Source organism: Providencia sp. PROV182 (genome assembly GCF_028480325.1).
GTDB lineage: Bacteria > Pseudomonadota > Gammaproteobacteria > Enterobacterales > Enterobacteriaceae > Providencia > Providencia hangzhouensis.
This window is the reverse complement of sequence record NZ_JAMPOL010000031.1, coordinates 50,109-63,272: the sequence shown is the minus strand read 5'-3', so window position 1 is coordinate 63,272 and position 13,164 is coordinate 50,109. Positions and strand designations below refer to the sequence as shown.

Annotated in this window: 14 protein-coding genes; all 14 read right to left on the bottom strand. The window is 42.5% G+C overall.

Features of this window, described 5'->3' with window-relative positions:
- Positions 1-176 precede the first annotated feature (176 nt).
- Entirely contained in the window at positions 177-968 is a 792-nt protein-coding gene (gene cpoB / locus PR834_RS19510) for a cell division protein CpoB (RefSeq protein ID WP_196724487.1), read from the bottom strand.
- 22 nt (positions 969-990) lie between these two features.
- Positions 991-1,488, bottom strand: coding sequence for a peptidoglycan-associated lipoprotein Pal (gene pal, locus PR834_RS19505; RefSeq protein WP_004909091.1), 498 nt, complete (start codon positions 1,486-1,488; stop codon positions 991-993).
- 44 nt (positions 1,489-1,532) lie between these two features.
- Positions 1,533-2,825, bottom strand: coding sequence for a Tol-Pal system beta propeller repeat protein TolB (tolB, locus tag PR834_RS19500; RefSeq protein ID WP_004256782.1), 1,293 nt, complete (start codon positions 2,823-2,825; stop codon positions 1,533-1,535).
- A 146-nt stretch (positions 2,826-2,971) separates the two neighbouring features.
- Complete coding sequence (tolA, locus tag PR834_RS19495) at positions 2,972-4,090, bottom strand: cell envelope integrity protein TolA (protein ID WP_272536873.1); 1,119 nt, start codon at positions 4,088-4,090, stop codon at positions 2,972-2,974.
- 51 nt (positions 4,091-4,141) lie between these two features.
- Positions 4,142-4,564 (bottom strand): colicin uptake protein TolR, encoded by a 423-nt coding sequence (gene tolR, locus PR834_RS19490; RefSeq protein ID WP_272536872.1) that lies wholly within the window; start codon positions 4,562-4,564, stop codon positions 4,142-4,144.
- Between the two features lie 18 nt (positions 4,565-4,582).
- Complete coding sequence (gene tolQ, locus PR834_RS19485; RefSeq protein ID WP_004256787.1) at positions 4,583-5,266, bottom strand: Tol-Pal system protein TolQ; 684 nt, start codon at positions 5,264-5,266, stop codon at positions 4,583-4,585.
- Entirely contained in the window at positions 5,263-5,658 is a 396-nt protein-coding gene (gene ybgC, locus PR834_RS19480) for a tol-pal system-associated acyl-CoA thioesterase (protein ID WP_004256789.1), read from the bottom strand. The genes tolQ and ybgC overlap by 4 nt, the downstream gene beginning before the upstream one ends.
- Before the next feature lie 134 nt (positions 5,659-5,792).
- Positions 5,793-6,080 (bottom strand): cyd operon protein YbgE, encoded by a 288-nt coding sequence (ybgE, locus tag PR834_RS19475; RefSeq protein ID WP_004256791.1) that lies wholly within the window; start codon positions 6,078-6,080, stop codon positions 5,793-5,795.
- 5 nt (positions 6,081-6,085) lie between these two features.
- Positions 6,086-6,199: a cytochrome bd-I oxidase subunit CydX gene (cydX, locus tag PR834_RS19470; protein ID WP_004256792.1), complete on the bottom strand. Its 114-nt coding sequence runs from the start codon at positions 6,197-6,199 to the stop codon at positions 6,086-6,088.
- A gap of 11 nt (positions 6,200-6,210) precedes the next feature.
- Positions 6,211-7,350 carry a cytochrome d ubiquinol oxidase subunit II gene (gene cydB / locus PR834_RS19465; RefSeq protein WP_004256794.1) on the bottom strand — a complete coding sequence of 380 codons (1,140 nt, stop codon included), beginning with the start codon at positions 7,348-7,350 and terminating at the stop codon, positions 6,211-6,213.
- A 14-nt stretch (positions 7,351-7,364) separates the two neighbouring features.
- Positions 7,365-8,933 (bottom strand): cytochrome ubiquinol oxidase subunit I, encoded by a 1,569-nt coding sequence (gene cydA / locus PR834_RS19460; protein WP_004256799.1) that lies wholly within the window; start codon positions 8,931-8,933, stop codon positions 7,365-7,367.
- 841 nt (positions 8,934-9,774) lie between these two features.
- On the bottom strand, positions 9,775-10,647 hold the full coding sequence (gene sucD / locus PR834_RS19455) for a succinate--CoA ligase subunit alpha (protein ID WP_004256808.1): 873 nt from the start codon (positions 10,645-10,647) through the stop codon (positions 9,775-9,777).
- A complete protein-coding gene (gene sucC, locus PR834_RS19450) occupies positions 10,647-11,813 on the bottom strand; it encodes an ADP-forming succinate--CoA ligase subunit beta (RefSeq protein ID WP_004256812.1) in 1,167 nt (388 codons plus the stop codon). The genes sucD and sucC overlap by 1 nt, the downstream gene beginning before the upstream one ends.
- Positions 11,814-11,945: 132 nt before the next feature.
- Positions 11,946-13,157, bottom strand: a complete 1,212-nt coding sequence (gene odhB / locus PR834_RS19445; protein ID WP_004256815.1) for a 2-oxoglutarate dehydrogenase complex dihydrolipoyllysine-residue succinyltransferase — start codon at positions 13,155-13,157, stop codon at positions 11,946-11,948.
- Between the last annotated feature and the right edge of the window lie 7 nt (positions 13,158-13,164).

Below are 13,164 nucleotides of genomic sequence, written 5' to 3'. Positions count from 1 at the left end.
CTAAATTTCTTTCTGTTTTTCGAGATTTTCGGCTAACCGTATTCTCGTATCAACGGCGGCTTATATTACTGATTTCTGACGAGGGTGCAATGATTTTTTTGCAAAAAAAGATTAAACGCACACTTATCATACTGATAACCCCGAAATATTCGGTAATATTGCTTCGGGGCTATAAATTAAAGTGTACTCAGCTTTTTTTCGGCTAATTTTGAACCAGCACTGTTTGGATATTGTTTCAATACCTGTTGGTAAACAGCTTTCGCTTTATCTTTTTGTCCCTTATCTTGCATGATCAGCCCAACTTTATATAAGGCTTCGCTGCTTTTTTGGGATTTAGGATACTGCTTAACTACAGTGGCGAAATAAAAAGCAGCATCGTCTTTGCTACCTTTATTGTAGTTTAACTGCCCCAGCCAATAGTTGGCGTTAGATTGATACCCAGACTTAGGGTAGGCTTTAATAAAACCTTGTAATGCACTTATTGCTTGGTCAATTTGAGCTTTGGATTTGCTTTCCATCGCTAATTTGACTGCAGCATTATAATCATCTTTCTCATTTCCACCTGTATTGGCCGCTGCCGTAGGTGTCGCTGAGGAAGATGATCCATTTGATGCGCTAGTGTCAGGTGTTGCTGTATCGCCTGAGGTTGCTGAATTACCACCGCCCGCATTGTCTAATTGCATGTATAAATCTTTCTGACGCTCAATGACTTGATTCAATTTGTATTCACTTTCTTGAATCTGACCACGTAACATGTCGATATCGCGTTGATTGTCAGCGAGTTGCTGTTGAATTTGATACAGAATTTGACCTTGAGAGCTAACTGCTGTCTCAAGTTGGGTAAGGCGATCTGCTGTTGAACCAGATCCGACATTGTTGATTGGCGCTTGGGCAATAGCGGCCCAAGGGGCCGCTACGCCAACCAATAACGACAGACCGACTAGTAAGTGTCTGAAGTTACTGTTCATAATAGATAATTTCGCTTATCTATTAGTATGCAATGACTGCACGACGGTTTTTCGCGTAGTCTGCTTCAGTATGACCTAACACAGCTGGTTTTTCTTTACCGTAAGAAACCAGTGAAACTTGGTCACCAGAAACACCTTTGCTTTGCAGGTACATTTTAACTGCATTAGCACGACGCTCGCCCAGCGCGATGTTATATTCTGGAGTACCACGCTCATCCGCATGACCTTCAACAACAACACGTACAGATGGGTTGCTACGCAGGAATGCTGCGTGTGCATCTAACATTTCAGCGTACTCTGGAGATACGTTGTATTTGTCAAAGCCAAAGTAAACAGTGTTGTTTTGTTGCAGCTGTTCCATTTGCTGACGTGCCAGCTCTTCCGCAGACAGACCAGTATTAGTTTGGTTAGTAGAAGTATCTACGCCATCTTGGTCATTGTTTTTGTTAGAGCTACAAGCTGCGACTGCCATGATTGGTAACGCGATCATCAGCCCTTTAAGCACTTTATTCAGTTGCATCGTTTTGATCCTTAATATTTTTTGCCACACATTATTATTATGCATCACAGATACGGCGACCAGGCAGGAAATTTAACCTGTCCATCGGTAGCCGGAAGACGCGCTTTGAAACGCCCGTCGGTCGAAACTAGCTGCAATATAGTCCCCAAGCCTTGAGAGGAGCTATAAATTACCATAGTGCCGTTAGGTGCGATACTCGGCGTTTCATCTAGGAACGTTTTCGTTAAAAATTCAACGTTATTCGTTGCCAGATCTTGTTTGGCGACATGTTGCTGACCGCCACCGGAGCTGACCATCACTAAGAAAGTACCATCCGGGCTAACATCAGCGTCCTGATTTTGTGTTCCTTCCCAGGACACACGCTCAGGGCTGCCACCATTAATATTCATTTTATAAATCTGCGGACGTCCTGCCTGATCTGAAGTATAGACTAAAGTTTGGCTATCTGGCATCCAGCTTGGCTCGGTATTGTTACTACGACCATCGGTTACCTGACGAATTTGCCCACTCGCTAAGTCCATTACATATAAATTCAAGCTGCCTGTTTTAGACAATGCAAATGCCAGTTTAGTCCCATCCGGAGAGAATGCAGGTGCCCCATTGTGACGAGGGAATGATGCTACCTGACGAACCGCTCCTGTCGATAAGGTTTGAATGACAAGTGCTGAACTGCCGCTTTCAAATGTAACATAAGCCAGTTTTTCACCATCTGGTGACCATGCTGGCGACATCAAAGGTTCTGGTGAACGGTGAACCGTAAACTGGTTAAAACCGTCGTAATCAGAAACACGTAATTCATATGGATACTGACCGCCTTTGTTGACAACAATATAAGCAATACGTGTACGGAATGCACCACGAATACCTGTCAATTTTTCAAAGACTTCATCACTTGCAGTATGCGCTGCATAACGTAACCATTCTTTTGTTACTTTATATTGGTTCTGAGATAAAACAGCACCTGGGTTAGCCGCGACATCGACTAACTGATAGCTAACAACAAAGCTACCATCTGCTGCAGGCTGTACTTGCCCCACAACAACTGCGTTAATACCTAATGCTGTCCACGCTTCAGGAATCACTTCAGAAGCGGTACCCGGTTGTTGAGGCATACGGCTTGGTTCGATAGGGTTAAATTTCCCGCTATTGCGTAAATCAGCACCGACTATTTGGCCGACTTCTTGTGGTGGTGCACCGGCACCTGACCATTTAAACGGAACAACACCAATAGGTTGAGCTGAGTTAACACCTTCAGTGATCTCAATACGTATTTCAGCCTGAGCCACTGTCGCCCATAGCATTAGGAACCCTAAAACTACTTTAAAAGCCTGCTTCATTCTTATCTCCCTTACTGCGGATTATTTACTACCGCAATAATTCGCTGAATTTTAACAAAGGTATAATAACAAAACTAGATACCACACAAACTATTTATGCTATTGCCTTAATAATATCAATACAGACTGCTCTGAGTTATTGAATATTAAGGTTTAAACACAACTACACTACCTTCCCTCTTGAATGTGTCATAGACTTCTCTATTAGGCGGTTTAGGCATTGTTGCAAGTTTTGCTGCACGAATTGCCGCATCGCATAAAGCGGCATCATTTGCTGGATTATTTTTTGGTGTAATACTGAGCAATAGTCCATCTGGTGCTAGCTTTAATTGTAAATCACAGGTACGTCCTCGGTAAGTATCTGAATCATAAAACTTACTTTGGATTGCAGCTCTTATTTTCCCAGCATAGCTGTCTACATCAGCATTGGATGCCCCTGATTTTTTACCGCCACCTTTTCCAGCTGCAGCTTCGCCACCTTGCTTGCTAGGGCCTGATGCCGTTAAATCACCAAGTAAATCGTCAACGGAAGCGGCATTTTTTGCAGCCTCAGCTTTAGCTTTTGCCGCTTTGGCTTTCGCTTCTTTATCTGCTTTTTCTTTGGCTTCCTTATCGGCTTTAGCTTTAGCTTCTTTCTCAGCTTTTACTTTAGCGTCCTTTTCTGCTTTTTCCTTGGCTTCTTTTTCGGCTTTCTCTTTAGCTTCTTTTTCAGCTTTGGCTTTCGCCGCTTCTGCTTCTTTCTGAGCTTGTGCCTCAGCTTTCGCCTTTTCAGCGGCTTGCTCTTTAATTAATTTTTCTTTTTCTGCTTTCGCTTTCGCGGCAGCTTCTTCAGCTATTTTTTGCTCTTCCTTCGCTTTTTTAGCCGCTTCTAACGCTTTCTTCTGTTGTTCTTCGGCTTGCTTTTGTTGCTCCGCCGTTGCACGCTCAGTTTTAATACGCTCTTCTTCAAGCTGCTGAAGACGCTTTTGTTCCTTTTCTTGCTGCTCTCTAAGCTCAGCCTCTTGCTTTTGTTCTTGCTCTTTACGCTCTTTCGCCGCTTGTCTGACGTTATTTTGCTGCCTTTGCATTTCTTCATATTGCTCAACAACCACGCCAGGGTCAACCATCACAGCATCGATGACAGTTCCCTCTTCTCCGCCACCACCAAGTTTGACGACGGAAACTAAAGAGCCTATAACAATCAAGCCGATCAATAGGACGTGCAATGCAATTGACATCACTAATGATCGATTTAAGTTATCTTTTTTCTCTTTTGTCTTTCCCACTCTGGTATCCAAAAAAAGAATTGTGACTTATTCAAACGACAATAACCCAGCCTAAATAGGCTGAGTCATCAAGCCAACCGATTTTATCCCTGCGCTGTGTAATATATTCAGCGCCTTAATCACTTCTTCATAAGGGACTTCTTTTGCTCCACCAATCAAGAAAATCGCTTTTGGATTTTTCTCTAATTGAGATTTTGCTTCTGCCGCAATTTGCTCTGGTGGTAACAATTCTAAAACCTCACCATCAAGACGCATATTATATTGGCCACCCCCCGACACTTCTAAAATAATCGGTGGGTTATCACTTGATGAGACGGTTTGTGTATCTGTTGCATCCGGCAATTCAACTTCCACACTTTGAGAAATAATCGGTGCTGTTGCCATAAATATCAGCAACAGTACCAACAATACGTCCAGTAATGGAACAATGTTGATTTCGGATTTCAGCTCACGTCTGCGACTTGTGCGCGCCATTCGCTTATCTCCCCCGTCTTATTTCTTATCAGCAGAGAAAGCTTGACGATGCAAGATGGCTAAAAACTCTTCCATAAAGTTATCGTAGTTTTGCTCTAATTTGCTGACACGTAAGTTCAAACGGTTAAATGCCATAACTGCAGGGATCGCTGCAAACAAACCAATTGCGGTTGCAATCAATGCTTCAGCAATACCCGGTGCAACCATTTGTAATGTTGCTTGTTTTACCGCGCCCAATGCAATAAATGCATGCATAATCCCCCAAACGGTACCAAATAAACCAATATAAGGGCTAATTGAACCAACAGTACCTAAAAATGGGATATGTGCTTCAACTGATTCGAGTTCACGATTCATTGAAATACGCATTGCACGGGAAGCTCCCGTCACTACTGCATCTGGCGCATGAATATTCGCTTGGTGTAAACGAACGAACTCTTTAAAACCAGAATGGAAAATTTGTTCGGCACCACTCAATTCATCACGGCGAGCTTGGCTTTCTTTATATAAGCGCGATAACTCGATACCTGACCAGAACTTATCTTCAAATGCTTCAGCCTCACGAGTTGCCGCATTTAAAATTTTCGTTCTTTGAATAATGATCGCCCATGATGCGATAGAAAAACCGATCAAAACGAACATAATGAGCTGAACCAAAAGGCTCGCTTTAAGGAATAAATCCAGGATATTCATGTCAGTCACTGTTTAAACTCCGCGACAATAGACTTAGGAAGCGCAATCGGCTTCATTTTTGATGTGTCCACACAAGCAATAAGGGCATTTGCCCCACAAAGCAGGTTACCTTGCGAATCAACTAACCTTTGCTGAAAAGTTAATGAAGCGCGTTTCATTTCAATAATTTGCGTTTCAACTTCCAGCAGGTCATCTAGCTTAGCGCCTTTGACAAAATCAATTGTCATGCTTCGCACAACGAAGCCAAGGTTTTCAGCAAGCATACTTTGTTGATTGATACCTTTATTTCGCAGCATTTCGGTTCTTGCTCGCTCAAAAAAGGCTAAATAGCGTGCATGATAAACAACACCGCCCGCATCTGTATCTTCATAATACACGCGAACAGGCCAGCGAAATAACATAACAATCACTCCGTCTTAGGTTAAATTAATTAACGGTGCCACTATACGCAAGACAGTGCCAGTTTGGAATCACTTTGAAAGTAAAGATATCAAAAATAATTATGGGTCCATTGACCCATAATTAGCAATTAGAATTATCTAAAGACCTGAAAAAGTCCCCAAATAAGAATGATGGCAGCTGGCAATGGATGGAAAATTGCACGGAAGATAACTTTTTTAGGTTTAAAACCCACACCAAAAATCATCGCGGTACATGTTGCCCATATTAACAACAGCCCTTGCCATATCTGAAATGAACTCGTTTTCGCAGCAAATAGGGTTGGATCCCACATGACTGCACCTGCAGTTACTAAAGCTAAGATAAGGATAAGGGCCCTTATCGGCCCCTTATCCAATAGCTGATAGGTTTTATCCACCAGCATTTTTATTACTCACCATCTTTAGCTGTTTTAGAGTCTTCTGAGTGCTCTAATGCTAATGCTGCAATCACTGCAAAACTACAAGCTAACAGCGTGCCGAGGATCCAGGCGAAATACCACATAGTTATGCTCCTTAATACAGTGAGTGCTTGTTGCCTTCGATGAAGTTTTTGTCCAAACGACCGAACATTTTATAGTAACACCATGCGGTGTATGCCAGTACGATTGGAACAAAGATAATAGCAACAACAGTCATCACTTGCAGTGTGAACAAGCTAGATGTTGCATCCCACATGGTCAAACTTGCGTTTGGCATGATGCTTGAAGGCATGATGAATGGGAACATTGCTACACCACAGGTTAAAATGATACAAGCGATAGTTAATGAAGAACTCACAAACGCCCAACCATTTTTGTCTGCTTTACTAAACAGCATTGTGATTAACGGTAGTGCTACACCCAGAGCAGGCAACGCCCACAGAATTGGGTAAGTGTTGAAATTAGTCAACCAAGCACCTGATTCAACTGCGACTGTCTTGTTTAGTGGGTTAGAAACACTCAATGTATCGATAGTTGAAGTAACAACATAACCATCAATACCCATTACTAACCAAACACCTGCGCCTGCGAAAGCAACTAAAGTAACTAATGCACAGATATAAGTCGCTTTACGAACACGTAGGTACAGTTCACCCGTGGTACGCATTTGCAAATAAGTTGCACCTTGCGTCACAATCATCATTAAGCCGACAACACCCGCTAACAGACCATATGGATTTAGCAGACCAAACAGGTTACCTGTATAAGTCAGGTACTGCTGGTTATCAATTTGTAGTGGAACACCTAATAACAGGTTACCAAACGCAACACCGATAACTAATGGTGGAACGAAACCACCAATAAACAGGCCCCAGTCCCACATATTACGCCATTTTGGGTTCTCCAGTTTTGAACGGTAGTCGAAACCAACCGGACGGAAGAACAGTGCTGCTAATACCAAAATCATAGCGACATAGAAGCCGGAGAATGCCGCAGCATAAACTTGTGGCCATGCAGCGAACATAGCACCACCCGCGGTGATTAACCAAACTTGGTTACCATCCCAGTGCGGTGCAACTGCGTTAATCATGATACGGCGTTCAGTATCTGTTTTACCTAAGATAGGTAATAAGAAGCCAACGCCCATGTCAAAGCCATCTGTGACAGCAAACCCAATCAGTAATACACCGATAAGGATCCACCACACAAATCGAAGAACTTCATAATCAAACATAAGTGGACTCCTATTTACTGAACGTCGTGTGCAGAAGTGTTTTTCTGTTCAAAGTGGTAACGACCGGTTTTCAGGCTACTTGGCCCTTTACGAGCGAATTTGAACATTAAGAACATTTCAGCAATTAAGAACAGTGTGTACAGACCACAGATCAATACCATAGAGAAGATCAGGTCATGGGTTGTCAAGTTGGAGTGTGCAACCGAAACCGGTAACACTTCACCAATTGCCCATGGCTGACGACCATATTCAGCAACGAACCAACCCGATTCAATTGCAATCCATGGTAATGGAATACCGAGTAGTGCAATACGCAGCAATAGTTTATTTTGACCAATACGGTTACGAACTACTGACAGGAATGCCCAGCCAATAATCAACAGTAACAGGAAGCCAACACCAACCATGATACGGAATGCCCAGAACAGAGGCCCAACGTTAGGAATACTATCTTTCACTGCTTTTTGGATTTGAGCTTCAGTTGCATCAACAACATTTGGTGCATATTGTTTTAACAGAAGACCATATCCAAGATCTTTTTTGCTTGCTTCGAATGCCGCACGCAGTTCAGGATCTTTATTACCTGCAAGAAGTTCTTGTAACTGACCGTATGCAATCATACCGTTACGAATGCGAACTTCGTGTTGTTTCATTAGGTCTTTCAAGCCTAAAACAGGTGTGTCGACAGAACGGGTTGCAATGATACCCATCGCCCAAGGAATCGAGATAGCAAATTTATTTTCTTGTTTCTCGGTATCTGGCCAAGCGATTAAGTTAAACGCGGCTGGAGGAGCATGAGTTTCCCACTCAGCTTCAACGGCTGCAAGTTTCGTTTTTTGTACGTCACCCATTTCGTAACCTGATTCATCACCAAGAACGATAACAGATAGAACCGCTGCAATACCAAAACTTGCCGCAATTGCAAAAGAACGCTTAGCAAAAGCAACATCACGACCTTTAAGCAGGTAGTAAGAGCTAATACCTAAGATAAACATTGCACCGGTACAATAACCTGCAGCAACTGTGTGGACGAATTTAACTTGTGCGACTGGGTTCAAGACTAGCTCAGAGAAGCTAACCATTTCCATACGCATGGTTTCAAAGTTGAAATCAGCAGCGATTGGGTTTTGCATCCAACCGTTCGCGACCAAAATCCACAAAGCAGAGAAGTTAGAACCTAAAGCAACTAACCATGTTACAGCAAGGTGTTGTTTTTTGCTTAAACGATCCCAACCAAAGAAGAATAAACCAACAAAGGTAGATTCTAAGAAGAACGCCATCAAACCTTCGATTGCAAGAGGTGCACCGAAGATATCTCCAACGTAGTGAGCGTAGTAAGACCAGTTAGTACCGAATTGGAACTCCATGGTCAAACCCGTTGCAACACCCAGAGCAAAGTTAATACCGAATAACTTACCCCAGAACTTAGTCATATCTTTATAAATTTGTTTGCCTGACAGTACATATACCGTTTCCATGATCGCAAGCAAAAACGCCATACCTAGCGTTAATGGTACGAACAGGAAGTGATACATCGCAGTTAAGGCAAACTGTAATCGTGACAGTTCGACAATATCAAACATCTTGACTCCTTGCTCCTAGCAGGAAGACACCGACTTGCGGCAACCCAGCTTCCAGTTTTAAATACTTAGAAAGCCTCTTAACTACCAGCAAAAAATGCCTCAAAACAACAAATAATTAACAAAATTAAAAGAACAAACGTTACTATAATAATAGTACGCCTATCTTCACACACAATAAACTTCTTTTACGTGACTCAGATTTGAATTCTGAATTTACATCAATAATTATACCCTTTAATAGAAAACCGAGTATTTGATCGAGCACCAATTTAAGCAATTTGAACAAATAAAGCCAGAGGCAATGAATTGATTTACGTCAATTTTTTTCCTGTTGTTAATTGATATACCTGTCAGTCAATTAATGGTTATTTACTTGTTAAAATGCTGTTATTGATAATGATACAAATGTTCTTAATTTTTCCAAAGATTAACAAAAAATATAATCATTGAATTAAAGCCTCGAAAAAAGAATATTTAATTTGTAATAGTATCTTATTTTAAACTTATTATGAATTTTATTAATATAGCCGTTTTTATCAACTAAACGGTTATATTGGTTTAATTGAATTGCCGTCAATATTATAAAATTGACATGCCGCAATTTTGCTATTTTTTGCACAAAATGCGATTAGCGCCTCCCCTACTCGTCTAATTGCCCCTCATTATCAATTTTCCTTCATATAAGCCTGTAATACGCATTTTTAAGTATAGACACTCTTTTCAGAAAACCGCATAACCACATAAAATTTGTTTGAAATGTTTTTGTAAACCATAAAAAAACCCGCGCTCACATGAGCACGGGCTTTCGTCTCTTACTCTTGCTAGTTGCCTAGCGAATCACTTATTTGTTCAGTAATGATTTTACTGCATCACCGATGTCTGCAAGGCTACGAACGGTTTTCACACCAGCCGCTTCTAATGCAGCAAATTTCTCATCAGCTGTGCCTTTACCGCCAGCGATGATTGCACCTGCGTGCCCCATACGTTTGCCTTTTGGCGCAGTTACACCTGCGATGTAACCGACAACAGGTTTAGTGACGTGCTCTTTAATATAAGCCGCCGCTTCTTCTTCTGCGTTACCACCGATTTCACCGATCATGACGATAGCTTCAGTTTGCGGATCCGCTTGGAATAATTTCAGGATATCAATGAAGTTTGAACCTGGGATTGGGTCACCACCAATACCTACGCAAGTCGATTGACCTAAGCCTGCATCTGTTGTTTGTTTAACAGCTTCGTAAGTCAACGTACCTGAACGTGAAACGATACCGACTTTACCTGGCATATGGATATGACCAGGTTGGATACCAATCTTACATTCACCCGGAGTGATAACACCTGGGCAATTAGGCCCAATCATACGAACGCCTGCTTCGTCTAATTTCACTTTCACTGTCAGCATATCCAACGTTGGGATACCTTCAGTGATGGTGATGATCAGTTTAATGCCTGCATCGATAGCTTCTAAAATAGAATCTTTACAAAATGGTGCTGGAACATAGATAACAGAGGCTGTTGCGCCCGTTGCTTCTACAGCTTCACGAACAGTGTTAAATACAGGTAGACCTAAGTGAACAGTGCCACCTTTACCTGGAGTCACACCACCGACCATTTGCGTGCCATAAGCAATCGCTTGTTCTGAGTGGAATGTACCTTGACCACCAGTGAAACCTTGGCAAATTACTTTAGTGTTTTTATCGATTAAAATAGACATTATTTAGCCTCCGCTGCTGCTACTGCTTTCTTAGCTGCATCTGTCAGGCTATTTGCAGCGATGATGTTCAAGCCGCTATCTGCCAGTTTTTTAGCACCTAACTCTGCATTGTTACCTTCTAAACGCACAACTACCGGTACATTTACGCCAACTTCTTCAACTGCACCAATGATGCCGTCTGCAATCAGGTCGCAACGAACGATACCACCAAAGATGTTAACAAAAACCGCTTTCACGTTTTCATCAGAAAGAATGATTTTAAATGCTTCAGTTACACGCTCTTTTGTCGCGCCGCCGCCAACATCTAAGAAGTTAGCTGGTGCGCCGCCGTGTAATTTAACGATGTCCATCGTACCCATTGCAAGGCCTGCACCGTTAACCATACAACCGATGTTGCCGTCTAATGCAACATAGTTCAGTTCCCACTGAGCTGCTTGTGCTTCACGCGCATCTTCTTGTGATTCATCACGCAGTTCACGGATTTCAGGTTGGCGATATAACGCGTTGCTATCGATACCTAATTTACCATCTAAGCAAACTAAATCACCCGCAGTGCTGATAACCAGTGGGTTGATTTCAGCTAATGCTAAATCACGTTCTAGGAATAATGTTGCTAGACCCATGAAAATTTTCGCAAATTGGCTAACTTGTTTGCCAGTTAGACCTAATTTGAATGCTAACTCACGACCTTGGAAAGGCATTGGGCCAGTCAATGGGTCGATAATCGCTTTGTGAATTAACTCTGGGGTCTCTTCTGCGACTTTCTCAATTTCCACGCCACCTTCGGTAGAAGCCATGAACACAACGCGGCGAGTGCTACGGTCAACAACAGCACCTAAATAGAGTTCTTTATCAATGTCAGTCGCAGTTTCAACTAAAATTTGGTTTACTGGTTGGCCATTAGCATCTGTTTGATAGGTAACTAAGTTTTTACCTAACCAGTGTTCTGCAAACGCTTTAACTTCATTGATATCGCTAGTGACTTTCACGCCACCCGCTTTACCACGTCCACCAGCGTGAACTTGGCATTTAATTACCCATGGGCCGTTACCAATTTTTTTAGCTGCATCGACGGTTTCAGCAACTGATGAACAGGCATAACCTGTCGGTGCAGGCATCCCATAACGTGCAAACAACTGTTTTGCCTGGTACTCGTGTAAATTCATGATGTTCTATCCATAATTGAGTCTGAAGAGGCGTTTATTCGCCTCCTGCAATTGTTACTGATTTAGCAACCCGCGAACGGGTTGCATCGGTTACTTCAGACCGGGCAAGTTGTACCCTGCCCTGTTATGTTGCTATACGTCCAGCAGTAAACGAGTTGGGTCTTCCAGCATATCTTTGATAGCGACTAAGAAGCCAACTGACTCACTACCATCGATTAAACGGTGGTCATAAGACAGTGCTAAATACATCATAGGAAGAATTTCTACCTTACCATTTACAGCCATAGGGCGGTCTTTAATCGCATGCATGCCTAAAATCGCGCTCTGTGGTGGGTTAATGATAGGTGTAGACATCAGAGAACCGAATACGCCACCGTTAGTGATAGTGAAGTTACCACCACTTAAGTCTTCGACAGTTAATTTACCGTCACGACCTTTGACAGCCAGTTCTTTAATTTTCTTCTCGATATCAGCCATGCTCATTGCATCGACATCACGCAGCACTGGCGTTACCAGACCACGTGGTGTTGATACAGCAATACTGATATCGAAATAGTTATGGTAAACCACATCATCGCCATCAATAGAAGCATTCACTTCTGGGTAGCGTTTCAGTGCTTCAACCGCAGCTTTAACATAGAAAGACATAAAGCCTAAACGGACACCATGACGTTTTTCGAATACTTCGCCATATTGTTTACGTAAGTCTTTGATTGGTTGCATGTTGACTTCGTTAAACGTCGTCAGCATTGCAGTCGTATTTTTCGCTTCTAACAGGCGCTCTGCGATACGTTTACGTAAACGAGTCATTGGAACACGTTTTTCACTACGGTGCGCTAATGGCGCTTGTGGCGCTTCTGGTGCTTTCGCCGCAGGTGTCGCAGATTTATTTGCCGCTAAATGTTTTTCAACATCTTCACGAGTTAAACGACCGCCAACGCCAGTCCCTTTGATATCCGCAGGGTTTAAATCGTGCTCTGCAATTAAACGACGAATAGCTGGTGTCAGCGCATCGTTGCTTTCTGTTTCTAAACTTGCAGTTTGACGTTGTGCAGGTGTTGACTCTTGTGCTTCTTTCACTTCAGCTGGAATGCCAGTGCTATCGCCTAAACGAATGCGACCCAGTAACTGCTTAGACAATACTGTTGCACCTTCATCTTCAACGATAGCTTCTAATACACCCGCTTCGCTTGCAGGAACTTCTAAAACGACTTTATCTGTTTCGATCTCAACCAGTACTTCATCACGCTGAACACTGTCACCTGGTTTTTTATGCCATGTGGCAACCGTAGCATCTGCAACGGACTCAGGAAGATCGGGAACAAGAATTTCTACGCTACTCATTTTCTAT

Coding starts and splice junctions, on each gene's coding strand:
- cpoB (WP_196724487.1), bottom strand. CDS start 968: ATGAACAGTAACTTCAGACACTTACTAGTCGGTCTGTCGTTATTGGTT.
- pal (WP_004909091.1), bottom strand. CDS start 1,488: ATGCAACTGAATAAAGTGCTTAAAGGGCTGATGATCGCGTTACCAATC.
- tolB (WP_004256782.1), bottom strand. CDS start 2,825: ATGAAGCAGGCTTTTAAAGTAGTTTTAGGGTTCCTAATGCTATGGGCG.
- tolR (WP_272536872.1), bottom strand. CDS start 4,564: ATGGCGCGCACAAGTCGCAGACGTGAGCTGAAATCCGAAATCAACATT.
- ybgC (WP_004256789.1), bottom strand. CDS start 5,658: ATGTTATTTCGCTGGCCTGTTCGCGTGTATTATGAAGATACAGATGCG.
- ybgE (WP_004256791.1), bottom strand. CDS start 6,080: ATGCTGGTGGATAAAACCTATCAGCTATTGGATAAGGGGCCGATAAGG.
- cydX (WP_004256792.1), bottom strand. CDS start 6,199: ATGTGGTATTTCGCCTGGATCCTCGGCACGCTGTTAGCTTGTAGTTTT.
- cydB (WP_004256794.1), bottom strand. CDS start 7,350: ATGTTTGATTATGAAGTTCTTCGATTTGTGTGGTGGATCCTTATCGGT.
- cydA (WP_004256799.1), bottom strand. CDS start 8,933: ATGTTTGATATTGTCGAACTGTCACGATTACAGTTTGCCTTAACTGCG.
- sucD (WP_004256808.1), bottom strand. CDS start 10,647: ATGTCTATTTTAATCGATAAAAACACTAAAGTAATTTGCCAAGGTTTC.
- sucC (WP_004256812.1), bottom strand. CDS start 11,813: ATGAATTTACACGAGTACCAGGCAAAACAGTTGTTTGCACGTTATGGG.
- odhB (WP_004256815.1), bottom strand. CDS start 13,157: ATGAGTAGCGTAGAAATTCTTGTTCCCGATCTTCCTGAGTCCGTTGCA.